This window comes from Paenibacillus sp. GM1FR (assembly GCF_002803315.1).
Classification (GTDB): Bacteria; Bacillota; Bacilli; order Paenibacillales; family Paenibacillaceae; genus Paenibacillus; species Paenibacillus amylolyticus.
The window spans coordinates 178,010-194,603 of sequence record NZ_MKZL01000044.1 but is presented as its reverse complement, the minus strand read 5'-3'; the positions used below and the strand labels follow the sequence as shown (position 1 = coordinate 194,603).

Here is a 16,594-nt window from a genome sequence, read left to right as displayed (position 1 = left end):
ACGTCCCCCTACATCTTTTGAAGGTTGATGATTGCTTCATCCAAATCCATTGCTCCACGTTCGATCTCATCGAACAGATTCTCAAGATCTGTATCCCGTTCCTCTTCGAAAGTTTCCTTTTGAGGAGACTGGTGAGGCTTCTGCTTTTCTGTGGTACTCATATAAGTAGTTAGTCTGGAGATACTTGGATATTCAAACAGATCGGTCAGTATGAGTTTTCCAGGGTAAGTTTTGTCCAATTTCAAGAAAATCTGCTTAATCATAATAGAGTCTGCACCGAGTTCGAAAAAGCTGTCATGTACATTCATCTCTTTAATGCCTAAATATGGTCCAACTATATTCGCAATAGTCCGGTCCATCTCCACGGAAGATTCCAATTCAAGTTCATACTCTTCCTTTGGGATCTGAACAGAAGAAGCGGATTCCTTCTTCATTGATATTTGCTTTGCTCTCTCCGGAATTCTCATCAATTTTTGTAACCTTTGTCCAATGTTGGCATCAAGATGAAAGTGGTAGTTATTCAAAATGTTTAAATAGGGTGAATTCCAGTTCAATTCCCCCACCAGCAGACGGTCGGTCTGTTTTCCCATTATTTCGAACAATCGATCCAATGCCCACTCTTTGGGCATCGCTTTGAATAAGGTGTCAAAATCAAACCCGGCTCTGGAAGCCATGCCTACCTCTTTCCAGGTCGTCCAATTCAGCGTTATCGTACGCATCCCTTTGCGGTTCCGCATCGGGGCATAGGCATCCTGAAATGCATTCGCGGCGGCATAAGCAGCCTGTCCAGTAGAACCAAATAACGTAGCGACGGACGAGAACATGACTAGAAAATCCGGCTGATCTTCGGCTGTTAACTGATCCAGCAGAGGAGTTCCCTTCACTTTCGGAGCCAGCATTGCTGTAAACTCTTCCTCGGTCATCTGGTCAGCATGTTGTGTACTCCCAACGCCTGCTGCATGGATGATGCCACGAATACATCCAAAACGACTTCTTAATTGTTCAATGGCTTGACTTAACTGATCTGCATCGGCAACATCAGCTCCGAGATACATCAACTGTCCGGCCCGTTTCTCCATATCAAGCAACCGAAGAAGCTTACTTTTTAGATCTGGTGAAGTATTTTTCGCATTTAGAATGATGTCCCAATTGTGACGTTTGGGCAGTGCCGTTCTTGCAATCAAAGCCAGATTCATACGTCCAAATGATAACAAGCGTTCAGCAATCTCCATCCCCAGACCACCAAGTCCACCTGTAATAATGTATACGCCGTTTTCTTTCCAGTTCATATCAACATCAGGCATGGAACCCACATCAGCAGGTGCGAATTCAGCTTGGTATGCTTGTCCATTTCTAATCGCCAAAGACTTCTTCTCCAACGGCCCCAAAATGTAACGCATATACTGAGAGGTATCCCAATCTTGGTCAACATCTATACAGAAGCATTCGAGATTCTGAATCTCACGCTGTACCGTATGTCCGAAAGCCAGCATCGCCGAATTCTCCGGATACAGAACATTCCCGTCACTCGTCACATCATTAGCAAAGCTTGTCACCAAAATCATCTCAACCTGCTCTGCAATGACGTGTGAGCATGCCTTGGTAAGTCTCCATACAGACATAAGACCTTTGTCCAGCCTGTTTTCCTTATTTTCTACATGGTCAAGTGATGCTATATGGACGATCCGATAGGGACCTCCAAAGGACACTTCCTGCAAAAGTTTGATATAATCACTCTCGTTATTTCGAATTACATATGTCTGTGCATCCCGTTGGAGGTAAGATGTTCCCAATATCACTTCGATAACTGCTACTCCGGCTTCACGAATTTGGTTCACCAACTGGCTTGCATGAGGCTGTGTATCATTTCGTATTAATAAAACACGTTCAACATTAAGGATGCTGGATGAGTTAGTCTTGCCGATCTCGCTCCAAGGCTTCCATGACAATGAATAATACATCGCTTCTTCCTCAGTCTGTACCGAATTATCGGGGTTAGTATCAATCCAGCACTTACTCTCCTCAAATGAATATGTGGGCAAGCTCAACTTGTTATAGGTCACATCTGGATAGATTCTTGACCAATTGATCTGAGCACCGCCTTGATAATGTGTGCACAACTCCTCTAGCACGGTTGCTCTATCACATCCTTCGATATGCCAGTTCGAGATAAGTTCTTCTGTAGTGAATAACTGATTTCTTTTCCTAAATGTATCTTGTTCATATTTACCGGTCTTGGGTTCTGCAAGAAAGTCGTTTAAATGCTGCAGCAATTGATCCAACGAACTGACCACCCACACCGCTCGGTGTGCATGATGCTGTCTTCCAGTAGCTGCTGTGCAGCATACATCCCTCACATCGGCCTTCGGGTTCTCATTGATCCACTTCACATATGATTGCACCTGACGGGAGAGATTTCCGGATGATACACTTGAGATCAAAAAGGGATAATGGTCATCGCGCCCCAATTCCACTGATATGTTCGGAGCTTCTTCCAGTACAACATGGCAATTGGTGCCGCTTAACCCAAATGAACTGACTCCACATCTTCGAGGAGTGGCCGCCTCCCACTCCCTTGAAATGACATTGACATAGACTGGTGATGTATCAAATTCAAATTTTGGGTTTGGCTTATTAAAATGAAGTGTAGAGGGAATACGTTTGGATCTGAGTGCCATAATCGCCTTCAGCAGACCCGCTAACCCTGCACTGTCGTACATATGGCCCACATTGGACTTAACCGATCCTATCGCACAGAATTGTTTTTTGTCCGTAAATCTGCGAAAAGCCGATTGGATACCTTCCAGTTCAATCGGGTCCCCAATGAGCGTACCTGTTCCATGTGCTTCCAAATAGGAAAGACTCTCTGGATGAATTCCAGCATCACGCCAAGCATGAGTCAGTACTTTTTCATGAGCTACCGCATTGGGCGTTGTGATCCCTGCCGAATACCCATTCTGATTCACAGCTGTGCCTTTTATGACTGCATACACATGATCATGATCCCGCAATGCCTGTTCCACAGGTTTTAGTACAACACTTACTACACCCTCACCCATTCCTGATCCATCCGCATCTTCATCAAAGGTTCTTGTTGTTCCATCACTGGATTCAATACCGATTTTGTAATACTCTTTATCCAGTGGAATCATATTCAGCCTGATCCCTCCAGCGATAGCCATATCACAACTTCCTTCACGTAATGCACGTACTGCCATATCCAGAGCAACCAGCGAAGAGGAGCATGCTGTGTCTACAACCATAGCCGGCCCCGTCAGATTAAGTAGATACGCAATTCTTGCAGGAATGATGGACGAAAGATTACCTACGGTGGCGATTGGTAACATGTCTGGACTTAATTCCTCGACCATCTGTTTGTACTTGTAACCTTCTTGATCTCCGATTACACCCACGTACACCCCAGTTGAACTTCCAGCCAAACGGTCACCACCATAACCTGCATCCTCAACCGCACGCCATACCGTTTGCAAAAACAATCGTTGGACCGGACTCATCAGCTTGGCTTCCTGTGCACCCATACGGAAGAAGGAATAATCAAATTCATCGATTTCGTCCAGATAAGCTCCGTTCAAATAACGTACATGCTCCAATGAACCTTGCTTGTGAAGCAAGTATTGATCCAACTGGCCCTTTCGATGATTGGGCAATTCCCGTATGCAATCAATTCCATAATCAAGCATCTTCCAAAATTCATCCAGCGACTCTCCGGTCGGCAACTTCGCACCGATACCTATAACAGCTATATCATGTCTATTATCCGTTGTTATATCCATTTCAGTAGTAGTGTCCTGGTCATCTTCTTCTTCCCATTGCTCTCTGTCGAACAATTGATCAAGCATGGCCGTCCCCCTATGAAATTTCATTTCAATTCCGGTTGTACCAATAGTTGAAGTCCTCTCACATAATTGGCAATAAGACGTTTCACACGGCTCTGTTTTAATTTACGTCCATTAAAACGACAATTGCACTGCAGAATATCACCTTCGTCAGACACTAGGATAATCAGATCGTAATAGTTCAGTACATCGTCCGATGCCTTGAACAGATGCTGTTCACCATATAAAGGAATAATTGCCCACTCCGTGCTGCTTGTTCTGATCTGGCTCATCTGCTCGACGGGAAACGCTCGATCGGAAGGCATGGTTATGATCTGTTGATGAACATTTTGAAAGAGCTCTTTCATTGTCTTGTATTGATCGAAATTCAATCGTACAGGTGTGATCATTCTCGCTGTACCATAGGATACGTGCATATCAATAGAGGGTTGTTCTGACAACGTGTGTAACAAGTAAGCATACATAGCTGATGCCAACACATGAATACTGATCGCTTCGGATTGTGCAATCAGTCGCATATCCTGTACCAATGAAGCTGGGAGAGTGAATTGATACGACAAGGCTTCGTAACCTCGATCCGTATGGAAAAAGCCCCGATCCATCCGTACAGGCTCCATTTCCACTCTGTCTTGTCTGATCAGATTCGCCCATGAGACAATAGAGGTATGTGAATACAAGCTGGAAATGGCCATCTTGTCTGGAAATGCATCATCAATTGCCTGATGAATCTGCGTTACTTTTAGCGAATCGAATCCAGCTTCAGCCAGGTTGTCCGTTACTCCGACATTCCTAAGTCCCGCTACGGACTCAACAATCTCAATCAGCTTTTGTTCGATATAATCACGAGCTGGTTGTACTTCTTTGATCTCCTGGATATGGCTTAACATGCTCTGAATAGATTGTTCGATTTCACTAAATTCTCCTGTTTCGTACCGCTCCTGAAGCCTGTAACGTTGAAATTTCCCACTCGTCGTTTTAGGAATTTGCTTAATGGGCAGCACGGACTTGAGTTCAATCCCCATCCGCTGCTGAATATGTGCTTTGGCTTCTCCAACTCTTGGAATAAAAGATGGCAAGTCCTTTTTATATAGCACAAACATTACAACGCTTTCCGATCCTGTAAGTGGATTGGAGACACCACATACAGCGACTTTCCCCAGATCAAACTGCTCCAGTTCCTCCGTTACACGTTCAATATCATGCGGATATACGTTTTGACCATTGATAAAGATAATGTCCTTGGTTCTGCCCGTAATGACTATTGCGCCATCATTCATAAATCCTATATCTCCAGTACGAATCCATCCATCGGCTGTACTTGCTTTTTCCGTAGCTGCTGCATTGTTGTAATAACCGCTTGTTACACTCAATCCTTTAATTTGAATACTGCCCAGCACCAATTCCTCGACCGGCTTATCATAATCATCACATATTCGTACATCACAGTATTGAACCGGCTTGCCTACTTCCACAAAAGAAACAGCATGTTCTGAGCCCGGTTCAACTTCTATGAATGGTTTCCCGGTCTCCAAATATCTTCTGTCCAGTACATAACAAGTCAAATCACCGACGTTACCAAAGGAAACACCAACGGTTGCTTCGGCCAAGCCGTACGCCGTCAGCATTGTATTGGAAGCCAGCCCATAAGGACTCATCGCCTCCAGAAAATTGAAACAAAGTGCCGGAGATATCGGCTCAGCACCGTTCATAATAAAACGTACCGAAGACAAATCGGTTGATGCAAAGGTTAGTGGATTATATGAATCCAGAAAATATTTATAAGCAAAATTCGGAGCATATAGTTGGGTGACACGGTGTTCAGAAGTTTTGGTTAACCATAATGTAGGGTGACGGATGAATAAGGAAGTCGGCATAATAAACTGTTGCAGACCTTGGAAGGTACTTGTAAGATGAAACGCAATCAGACCCATATCATGGGTCAGGGGTAACCAACTCAAAGAACGGTCATTAGAGGATATTCGGGTTGCTATATTCATAGCTTGTATATTTATCATGACATTGCGGTGTGTAATTACTACACCCTTGGTTTGTCCTGTAGAACCTGAAGAAAATTGGATAAAGGCTATGTCATCCGGCTGGATGCTAGCTTCAATTCCCTCAACAATAGGTTCTTCTCGTACGTTCGAGATGCCCTGTACTATAAAGATTCGGGCATGCATTTCGCGGACAACCTCTTCCAATCCATTCTTCCGGGCAAACTTGTCCAAGCTTTCCGTGAGATCCTGATCAGCAGCAATAAACGGATGATTCAACGTTTTCCACACATTGTAAAGCTTCATTCTTTGCTCCTGATTTCCGCCTACGGTTATCGGAACCGGTATGATTTTTCCAAGCGTGCAAGCCCAAAAGGTGACAATAAACTCTTCTTCCGAGTTCAGTTGGAAGATCAATTCATTACCCGGCTGCATCCCGAATGCTTGAAGTTCTCCTAATCGGATTTTGGCTGATTGCAGAAGGGACTGGTACGATACAACCATTTCTTCTTTGCTGCCATTCAGAAAAGTAATACCTCTGTCTGTGACTGAACCAAGGGAGTTAAATAATTGAGCCAAGTTATCCATGCTCATAACTGGAACACACTCCTTGTCAACTAGATTACGTAAGGTTGCAGCTTTTCATTTATAATTCTCGTTGTTTCCTGAATATTATCCTGGATATAGAAGTGTCCTCCATCCAATTTGACAATGTCACATTGTGAACCAGCGTACTTTTTCCATCCGATCAGATCGCTAGATTTCACTCGGGTATCGCTTCTGCCAGTTAACACGGTAATATCACTCTGAACCTTGAAAGGCTTGGGCTGAAAACGATAGAGTTCGACAATCCTGAAATCGGCTCTAAGTACAGGTGCAAATAACGAAAAGAGCTCTTCATTGGTAAAGACCTCATCCGATGTTCCACCCATGTTCTGAATCGTCTCTCTGAACTCTTCGTCTGGCAATGCGTGAATATTCTCATCCTTGAAAATATGTGGTGCACGATTGCCTGAAAGCATCATATGTTCAGGCAATTGTTTCGTTGACTGTGCAAGTCGGTAATATAGTTCGAGCGCCATCCAGCTTCCCATGCTATGTCCGAAAATAGCATAAGGCCCATGAATTAGTGAGGAAACCGTGGGGTAGATATCTTCAATCGCTTCTTCAAAGCTTTCATAGAATGGTTCCCCCACTCGAGCGCCTCTTCCTTTTAATTCGATCGGTATTACGTCAATAAAAGGGCTTAAAGATGATTTCCAGCGATGAAAAATCATGGCTGATCCACCTGCATGAGGCAAACAAAAAAGTTGAATTTTCTTCATTAGCCCTATCATTCCTCGTATTCTTATTTTTATCGTAATTTATCATTTTACGTAAAAAAATACAATATTTTCTGTGTTATTGAATACATTATGTAGATTGAATAGATAGGGGCAAATCTCCCTTGTTGCTTCTGAATTGATTGCGATGTTCGGTCGGACTTTTGCCTACTTTTTTCTTGTACATTGCACTAAATTGTGTACTAGAACTGTACCCTAACTTCGTTGTAATTTCAGAGATTGGAAGATCCGTCTTGGTTACGTACTCCTGTGCCTTATCCACCCGAATCTGCTGTAGGTACTTCAGTGGCGAAACATTGAAAACCTTAGAAAACAGATTACACAGATACACAGGATTATAACCAACCATATCCGCCAGAAATTGCAGAGTAATTGGCTTCTCATAATTGTTTTGGATATACTTGCATATCATGACCAAGTTCCGTTTGACTGAGTCCTCCCGATCCGTTTCCGGTCGCATCATATTAGCGAGATTCGTCTGATAGTAACTGGAGTATACTTCAAGAAAATCTCTTTCAGCTATTTCGATGTCCTCTCTACTCTCTACCGTTCGGTTCAACAGACTTACAGCAAGATCATAGTGTTTACTACCATTCTCACTTAGTATGTGACAGCTTGGCAGTCGCTCAAGCAGATCCGATCCAAAAATAATACCTCTCATTTTCAGAACAGGTTTATCGTAATTTTGCAGTCTTATTTTATTTGCCAGCAGCACAGCGCCTGCCTTAACCTGCACCGTTTTGCTAAACACACTGATTTCCAATGCATCCATAACCTCAAATATGGCAATCTGTCTTCTGAGAGACAAGTCAAATAGATGTTTTTTTTCACGGACGACCATATCATAAGAAACAACAGAACGTAGTTGGAAATCCATTATCGTTAACCTCCTGATTGTTTTTCGGACGGTTTTGACAAGTACGGTGCTATACATTCATTCCTAATCTTGATCTAAGTTGTGTTGAATTTTTTAAGCTGATTACGAATGTAATCCAATAAATCTTTTTTTTCCTCAGGTGGGATCCACTCCGTTAGTCTGGCTGCAGCAATGGGAAGAACCCATCGATGTATCTCGCGAATGTCCATGCCCGAGAGAGACAAGTAATACTCGATATACGCTTTACTCATCCTGCTTTTGATTATCTTCAGCAGAACTTTCATCATCAATGGAGCGCCTTTGGGCAAATTTCCGTATTTTAATAACACCAGCGTCCTTGCAACATCTGCTGCTGGACAGCCCGATGCGCCTGTCATCCAGTCTATGATCCAGGATTCTTTGCCTGTAATCACATTATTGGGATGGAAATCCCCATGACATAGAGATCTGCCTTCCGGCAAACTATGTACATAGTCCATAATCTGTTGCTTCTCAATGTCCGATAGATCACTTGCGTTTGATATATTCTTCTCTAATACAGTCTTATGCTTTTGTTGAATCCGTTCACCCGATTGCTGGTGTATTTGATGATGAAGTGCTGCCATCTGCCTTGCTCTGCGCTCAATGGACCATGGTTTAATAATCATCTCTTCCAAAAGTGTCCTTCCACTGGCCAACTCAAATATGATACCTTTACGATTATTGATCGTCACCATATCGATTGTTTGTGGGCATTTAACTCCAAGTTCCAAAACGATTCGAGTATTATCAAACTCATGCTGGATCGCTTCCGCAGAGAAATCTTCTCTGAAAAGTTTCAAAATTGAAGTTTCACCATGTCTGAATATTTCCGCTGTCTGTCCCTGCCCAATCCGTTTCAATCCTAATCAACTCCGTATCTTTCCTAAATCAATTATGGTAAAACATCAAAGAACCTAATGATCAAGCCCTTTTTTCATAGCATAATGAATGATCCTGCCTAATGCAAAAAAAGGGCTCTTCCTTAGGTCCTGCAATGCAAAATCTAAACGTTTCGATTCGCGCTATCCTTAACTTTTTCTGCTTTATTTGAACGTCTTATTTCACGGCGGTGTGTTACAACCTCCTGTGTTGCGATTAAAATCTCATGCATTTGAGTCGTGCCTTCGATAATTTCATTGATCCGGGCATCCCGATAATATCTCTCTACGGGATAGTCTCGATGGCAACCATTGGCACCATGAATCTGCACCGCATCACTCGCAACTTTATTCACCATGGTTGAAGCAAAGTATTTGGCAGTCCAAGTTTCCATAATGCTCTCTGGATCACCCACATCTCTTAAATATCCTGCTCTGTAACACAGCATCCGTGCCGCTTTCATATTCACTGACATTTCAGTGATCATTTTTTGTATCATTTGATTCTCGCGTATAGCTCTTCCGAATTGGATTCTGGAATTGGCATAATGTACCGATGCATCCAGACATGCCTTGGCTAAACCGACACAGCCACAAGCGATCGTGTATCTTCCATAATCCAGACAAGGTAGAGCAACATGTGATAACCCTGTACCGACTTGACCCAGGAGGTTTTCCTTCGGAATACGACAAGAATCCATTTTCAGTTCAGCAATCATCGATGCTCTCGCACCAAGCAACCCGCTCATAGGTTCAACGCTGAACCCAATGGAATCTCTCTCCACGATAAACGCTGTCGGCTTGTTCTCACATTGGGCAAGAATCAAAAATACATCTGCAAGCTGCCCCATGGTAATCCATTTTTTATGACCGTTAAGTATGTATTCATCTCCGTCTAATACGGCCGTTGTTTCAATGCTTTTGGCATCGCTTCCAACACTCGGTTCTGTCAATCCGAATGAACCCAAAGTTGTTCCCGTAGCTAATGCAGGCAACCAGTACTGTCTTTGTTGCTCCGTTCCCCAACGCAAGATCGCTAAACCCACCATCCCCTGAACGGTTAACAAACTTCTGACAGAGGAGCACCCACGTCCAACCTCTTCGTTAAGAATCCCGATAGTGATATTGTCCAGTTCCATCCCGCCATATTCTTTTGGCAACATGGAGCCCAGATAACCAGCCTCTGTTATTTTCGCAAGGAGTTCCGGGTGAATTCGTTCTTCGCTGTCATTTAAACTAGCATATGGAATAATCTCGCTGTCTACAAAATCCTTGAATTGTTCCTGCCACATCAATTGCTCCGCATTCAGTTCAACTTTCATCACATATCACTCCTGATTTTGAGGTTATAAGTCCAATAAACGGAACTCGATGCTGTGATTGTCTGATATGAGCTTGTGTCGTCATTTCCCCTTTATGACTCATTGGGAATCTCATAATTGATGCACTTACGCAAACTGTCTTTCAGATGTTGCAATGTTGTGAAGTTCTCCAATTCAAGATACTCATCGTCCATCTCAATATTGAATTCGTTCTCCAAGGCAATGATCAGTTTGATAAATGAAATGGAGTTTAATCCAAGAACTCTTAAATCCTCATCCAACGCACCTACATCCAGCTTTTGTTCAGAAAACATTTCCACGACCTGATAGAAGTGAATATCAAACTGATCATAAGCCACAGGATATTCTTGCAAAAAAGATTCCTCCTCGATGTGAGACATGTAATCTTTGAAAATCCATTTTTGTGACACCATTTCTGTGATCAGAATCTGTTCGAACGTTTGCCTAAGAGTATAGGAATCGGAACAAAAAAGTCCTACATTTTGTAAATATTCCATATATTCTCTGACTTCGATACTATCATAATTTTCCTGAGTCAAGCAATCACTATTGCCATGTATTCACAAATATTTAATAGGTTTCCACCTTCGAGATGATATCCCTATCTTGCGACAAGGATTCATTCTCTCAAAGGTGCTTTGACATAAATACATCGACCTCATCTTCACTGTCCAATATAAATCCAAATCGTTCATACAATCGCCGAGCAGGGCTTCCCTGCAAAACATTTAAAATAACACGTTTCCCCTGAACTTCATCCTGTTCCAGCAGCATGTTCAGTACCTGAGTTCCTATTCTCTGGCCTTGATAATCGGGATGTATATAGAAATGTTCCAATAGATATGCCTCTAACTTGGGCTTCAACGCTACACAACCTACCATTGAACCCTCCACTTCAATAATCTGTGTCTGGGCAGGATTGAATGTATTTCGGAAACGTTCACGCACCTTCACATCATCGTACCTTCCCAGTCTCGTTAGATCATCGTATAATACCAAGGCTCGCAAATCAGCGAGTTGCTCTTGGTCTGCCTGTACAGCTTGACGCATTGTTATTGGGTTCATTTGTTGAATTCCTTTCCAGTGGAGACACGTTAATTTTTGAATGTCATATCGCACTATAGAACACTAAAAATCATACCTTTGGCAGCTCACTTGAGCAACACCGGATTTTAGAACGCACTATTTTTTTTCAAACCTACTGAACTCCTCAAAAAAATAAAAAAGCCCAAAAAGGACGGTGCAGTCTTGCTTATACCAATAAGCGAACCTGCAGCCATCCCTTCTGGGATGTAGATTATTATAGAAAACTATGAAACATGTGAAGCTTGTGCTGTATGTTGCAATGCTTCCAGACCCAATGCTAACGCACCACATAGGCCTGCATGCTGGCCCAATCGGGGCTGCACAATATATTGGTCGATATGTTGCGTGATTGGGATTGCATTTACATAACCATTGAGATTCCGCACTACCTGCTCCCGGATCATAGGAAACAGATGATCTTGCTGCATCACACCACCGCCCAGGATGATCTTCTGCGGCGAATGAAGCAAGATGGCCGTAGTAATCGACTCCGCAATGTAAAAGGACTCAATCTCCCACGCCGGATGATCCGCCGGCAGTTCACTGCCAGGGATCTGCCAACGGGCTTCAATGGCTGGACCTGCTGCCATACCCTCCAGGCAATCGCCATGATACGGGCATAATCCGACAAAGTGGTCGTCTGGATGGCGTCTTGTGCGAATATGTCCACCCTCGGGATGTAATAATCCGTGTACTCGTTTGCCCCCTGCCACAAGTCCGACACCAACTCCTGTGCCAATCGTGTAATATACACAGTTATCCAGCCCTTGCGCCGCACCCCACGTCACTTCACCGAGCGCGGCAGCATTCACATCCGTATCCCATCCAAAAGGAACCGGAAATTCCTGCTTCAAGGTTCCAACCACATTACAGTTCTCCCACCCAGGCTTAGGTGTGGTCGTAATATAACCATAGGTGGGACTATCCGGTTGCAGATCAATCGGACCAAAGGAGCCGATCCCCAGGGCTTCCACATCTTTATCCCTGAAATAGTCGATCACCTTGGCAAGGGTAGTCTCCGGATGTTCTGTTGGAAAGCTGATCCGATCTTCAATCTGTCCATGCTCATTACCTACACCACATACAAACTTTGTTCCGCCCGCTTCTATAGCTCCAATACGCATCGTTTTGTGCTCCTTTCCTTCATTACAATTAACCTTTAGCCTTGGTTGATGATATCTCATAGATATGAAGTGAAGAGAAAACCAGATCTGTATTTTCTGCATGAGCAGAGATGCCTTGGCAATCCGCATCCGGATAGATCAGATCCGTGATAACCGCCTGACCATCATTTGCAAATACCTCCACAGATGAATGATCTACAAAGATACGCAAACTTTGATTTCCATCCACTTCTTTTAACTCAGCTGTATGACGGCTCAGGAAAAGTTCATGAAAATTGCCGATGCCCGATCGACTACGATCAACGTACACTTCACTTCGGATCGAGTCTACACCAACGACCGTTTCGTGATCTGCGCCGCTTCTTAGTGCAAAATGGAACGTCTGATCCTGAGCCCACTCTGCATGGATCTCATAGTTCACGAGTTGCAATGCGTTCAACTGCTCACTCACTTGCTGAATCGAAACATCCTGTAGGGACAATACTGGCGTACGGGCTTGCTCAAGTTCACGTGCAGGACGTTGAATCAATATAACTTCTCCCGCTCTTGTCTCCAGTGTCAACTCCCGGGCAATGGTCATTGCTCCACGGTAATTATTGGTTGGCGTCTGGTTGGCATACATCCAGTTGCTCATCCAGCCGATAATGAGGCGTCTTCCATCTTCCTCAGGAACGTCAGACCAACTAACTCCTGCGTAGTTATCCCGACCATAATCAATCCAGCGAACCGTATGGGAGGCCTCGTCTGGGACAAATGTAGTTCCATCAAAATCTCCGGTGAAATATTGTGTTCTGGAGCCTTCAATAAAAGCAGGATCTGCACCGATGCTAACAAGCATCACCCATTTCTCCTGCCCTGAATCTCCATCCACTGCAAGCGGGAACAGGTCGGGGCATTCCCACACGCCATCGTGAGAACCAATCCCGGCGCCAAATTCACTTCCTAGCGTCCAATCCTTCAGATTGGGAGAACGATACAGACATACCGTTTGACCACAAGCGATAATCATAACCCACTCCTTGGTCTGCTCATGCCAGAACACTTTGGGATCACGGAAATCAACAAAGGACTCATGCTTCAATACCGGATTACCCTCGTACTTAGTCCAGGTTCTGCCGCTGTCTTTGCTATACGCCAGACTCTGGGTTTGTATGGCATCTTGGTTTTTAACTTCAAGATGATGGGTGAAAATAGCAACCAATCCTGGCTCACCCTCAAAGAATCCGGTCGTATTATTCCAATCCACTACGGCGCTTCCCGAGAATATAGTGCCATTCTCATCGGGGAGTAAAGCTATTGGTAGTTCCTCCCAGGAGATCAGGTCCCGGCTCACTGCATGACCCCAATGCATGGGGCCCCATGTGGTTCCATGTGGGTGATGCTGATAGAACAAGTGATACTCCCCATTGAAAAACACCATGCCGTTTGGGTCGTTCATCCACTTCTCTTTCGGCGAAAAATGGTATTCATTTCTGTAATCTTGTTTAAGAATTGTCGACATTATGGTTTCTCCTCCGTACTTTTCTTTATTTGTTATTACGGTCATATCCTGCTTGTTTAATCTGTAGCCATTCTTGCAATCCAAGGCGATCCAGCTCTTTCAAATAAGCATCCCATTCCTGATCTACTTTCCCGTTCTGATACCATTCTGTACGCAGACGTAACACGTAGGCGAAGAGATCGGTCTCAATCGTGGACAATCGATCCAGTTCATCAATGGAGAAGAACACACTTGGATATACGTTCTCCGCTTTCATATGCGGAACCATAACCTTGTCGAGAAGTTCCATCCGCCAAGCCGCATCTTCCGGTTTGGTTGTGTATTTGTCATAATAACTGTCGAGAATGGCCAATGGTCCTGCGATACTGGTTTTTTGTCTGAGTTCCACAGGTGCAGATCCTTCCAGTGGAAGATGTTTCAGCATGCCTTTGGCTTCATCGAATTCAAAAATATTTTGCTGACTCTCGTCTCCATAGGTACCCCAGTTGTTCTGCACAGATTGGAGCGGATCGTACAGTTGGTCTACCCACTTCGCTGTAGATTCCAGGTTTTTATTGCTGCTGGTAATGACCATGCGACCACGATCAAGTCCTATTCCGTTTGTTCTTGTGACATTGACCTCTCCGTTAGGCCCGGCAACCGGAGGCAGAACATCATACGTATCATTCATGCCTGTAATGTTAGCCTTATCCCATGTGAAGTACATGCCATACTTATTATCCTTGCCTTTCGCCAGGTACGTGTTCCAATCCTGCTGGTACGATTCGACATCGATCAGCCCTTCCTTAACCAGCTCATGAATGTATTTAACCGCTTCCTTGTAGCCTTCATCAGCTGCAGTGAAGACCACTTTCCCTTCATTGGTTACCACGGTATGATCCCAGTTCTCTCCGAGTCCAAATGCCGCAAAGAGAAATGTCAGATCTTCTCCGCCCGGTTTGTTAATGAAAGATAACGGAATTTCGTCGGCCTTACCGTTGCCGTTTGGATCTTGAGTTTTGAACGCGATCAATACTTCTTTCAGTTCTTCGGTTGTCGTTGGCATCTTCAGTCCAAGCTTGTTCAACCATTCCACATTAATCCAGGGCAAGTTATCCACTGACTGAATCCGTTGTTTGCCACTTCCGAGTTCTTCAATCCATGGGAATGAATAGATATGTCCGTCTGGAGCCGTGATCATGCTCTTATATTCGGGAGCTTCCTCCAGCACCTTTTTCAGATTGGGCATGTGTTGTTCAATCATGTCCTCTAGTGGAATGATCGCCCCGTCCTTCGCCAGTTTCAGGAGATCATAATCCCCGTAACCTGCATCAAAAATGGCATCCGGCAAATCACCGCTGGCGACCGCCAGATTTCTTTTTTCTGCAAACACATCACTCGTATAGTTCTTCCAGTTGATATGCACATTGGTTTTCTCTTCGAGTCGCTTGTTAATCAGCTTGTCGTTTGGATCAGCTGGAGCCAGTGGAGAGCTCTGTGTTATAAAATTCAATGTCACCTTACCATCAGGGGATTGCGCCTCACTTGCCGCGCCGCCTCCACCCCCGCCACAGGCGGTTAGAAAGAGCATTGCAGATAACATAGAAATGGATGCCGTTGTAACGGCTTTTCTGGATTTGTTCACTTTTTTCATAATAATGACCTCCATGAGTTGGATTGGATCAACTTACTGTATCGCAGGCTGTTCACTATTTGAGGGAACCGACCATGACACCTTTTTCGAAATACTTCTGGAAGAACGGATACATAATGATGAGTGGCAGACTCGAAATGACAATCGCTGAGTATTTAATCATCTCGGAGAGCCGTTTCAGTTCCGCCATCGCGAGCTGATCACTGATCATGCCCGGTGCAGCCTGATTCTGAATCAGAATGGAACGCAGAACGAGCTGTAACGGATGCAGGTTCGGATTATCGAGATAGATCATTGCATCAAAATAGGAATTCCATTGCCCAACGAACGCATAAAGTGCGAGTACAAAAATGATCGGTTTCGACAACGGAATGACGATCTGGAAGAAAATCTTCATCTCAGAAGCGCCATCCACGTTTGCAGCTTCTTTCAGTTCTCGAGGGACTCCTTTGAAAAAGGTTCTGGAGAGAATGATGTTCCAGACGTTAACGGCTCCAGGGATGATGATCGCCCACACCGTATCCAACATGCCGAGATTACGTATGAGTAGATACGTAGGGATTAATCCACCGCCGAAGAACATCGTAATGATAAAGATAATCATGAAAAATCCACGTCCCGCGAGCCTATCATCCGACAATGCATAACCTGCAAATATGGATACGGTCACGGTGATCAGTGCAAAAGAAACCGAGTACAATACCGCATTTGCAAACCCCCGGATCATGGCTGGATTGGACAAAATCATCTGATATCCGTCCAGACTCCAGTCCGATACATTAAAGGACAGTCCACGATTCAGTAACACCGTGGGGTCCATGAATGAGGCGATAACAATATAAATCAGGGGAACAACCACAACCAGTACAGCACAGGTGAGAAAAATGGCATTGAGTGTGAGGATCAATCGATCCATTCCCGTGTGTTTAACAACCAT

At 44.2% G+C, this 16,594-nt stretch carries 12 protein-coding genes; all 12 read right to left on the bottom strand.

Going from position 1 to position 16,594, the window contains the following annotated elements; translation table 11 throughout:
- Positions 1-8 precede the first annotated feature (8 nt).
- Entirely contained in the window at positions 9-3,860 is a 3,852-nt protein-coding gene (locus PAEAM_RS23355) for a type I polyketide synthase (protein ID WP_165790033.1), read from the bottom strand.
- 20 nt (positions 3,861-3,880) lie between these two features.
- Positions 3,881-6,445 carry a non-ribosomal peptide synthetase gene (locus PAEAM_RS23350; protein WP_100529149.1) on the bottom strand — a complete coding sequence of 855 codons (2,565 nt, stop codon included), beginning with the start codon at positions 6,443-6,445 and terminating at the stop codon, positions 3,881-3,883.
- A 23-nt stretch (positions 6,446-6,468) separates the two neighbouring features.
- Complete coding sequence (locus PAEAM_RS23345; protein ID WP_165790032.1) at positions 6,469-7,176, bottom strand: thioesterase II family protein; 708 nt, start codon at positions 7,174-7,176, stop codon at positions 6,469-6,471.
- A gap of 88 nt (positions 7,177-7,264) precedes the next feature.
- Complete coding sequence (locus PAEAM_RS23340) at positions 7,265-8,071, bottom strand: helix-turn-helix domain-containing protein (protein ID WP_053061648.1); 807 nt, start codon at positions 8,069-8,071, stop codon at positions 7,265-7,267.
- A 74-nt stretch (positions 8,072-8,145) separates the two neighbouring features.
- On the bottom strand, positions 8,146-8,952 hold the full coding sequence (locus tag PAEAM_RS23335) for a phosphotransferase family protein (protein ID WP_047843976.1): 807 nt from the start codon (positions 8,950-8,952) through the stop codon (positions 8,146-8,148).
- Positions 8,953-9,095: 143 nt separating this feature from the next.
- Complete coding sequence (locus tag PAEAM_RS23330) at positions 9,096-10,292, bottom strand: acyl-CoA dehydrogenase family protein (protein ID WP_100529147.1); 1,197 nt, start codon at positions 10,290-10,292, stop codon at positions 9,096-9,098.
- A gap of 92 nt (positions 10,293-10,384) precedes the next feature.
- The gene (locus tag PAEAM_RS23325) at positions 10,385-10,666 is read right to left on the bottom strand and encodes an acyl carrier protein (RefSeq protein WP_165790030.1); all 282 of its coding nucleotides are present in this window, start codon (positions 10,664-10,666) and stop codon (positions 10,385-10,387) included.
- A 274-nt stretch (positions 10,667-10,940) separates the two neighbouring features.
- A complete protein-coding gene (locus PAEAM_RS23320) occupies positions 10,941-11,378 on the bottom strand; it encodes a GNAT family N-acetyltransferase (protein ID WP_100529145.1) in 438 nt (145 codons plus the stop codon).
- A 245-nt stretch (positions 11,379-11,623) separates the two neighbouring features.
- Complete coding sequence (locus PAEAM_RS23315; RefSeq protein WP_100529144.1) at positions 11,624-12,523, bottom strand: ROK family protein; 900 nt, start codon at positions 12,521-12,523, stop codon at positions 11,624-11,626.
- Positions 12,524-12,551: 28 nt separating this feature from the next.
- Entirely contained in the window at positions 12,552-14,024 is a 1,473-nt protein-coding gene (locus PAEAM_RS23310; RefSeq protein ID WP_100529143.1) for a glycoside hydrolase family 32 protein, read from the bottom strand.
- Between the two features lie 25 nt (positions 14,025-14,049).
- The gene (locus PAEAM_RS23305) at positions 14,050-15,657 is read right to left on the bottom strand and encodes an ABC transporter substrate-binding protein (protein WP_100529142.1); all 1,608 of its coding nucleotides are present in this window, start codon (positions 15,655-15,657) and stop codon (positions 14,050-14,052) included.
- A gap of 55 nt (positions 15,658-15,712) precedes the next feature.
- Complete coding sequence (locus tag PAEAM_RS23300; protein WP_036617174.1) at positions 15,713-16,594, bottom strand: carbohydrate ABC transporter permease; 882 nt, start codon at positions 16,592-16,594, stop codon at positions 15,713-15,715.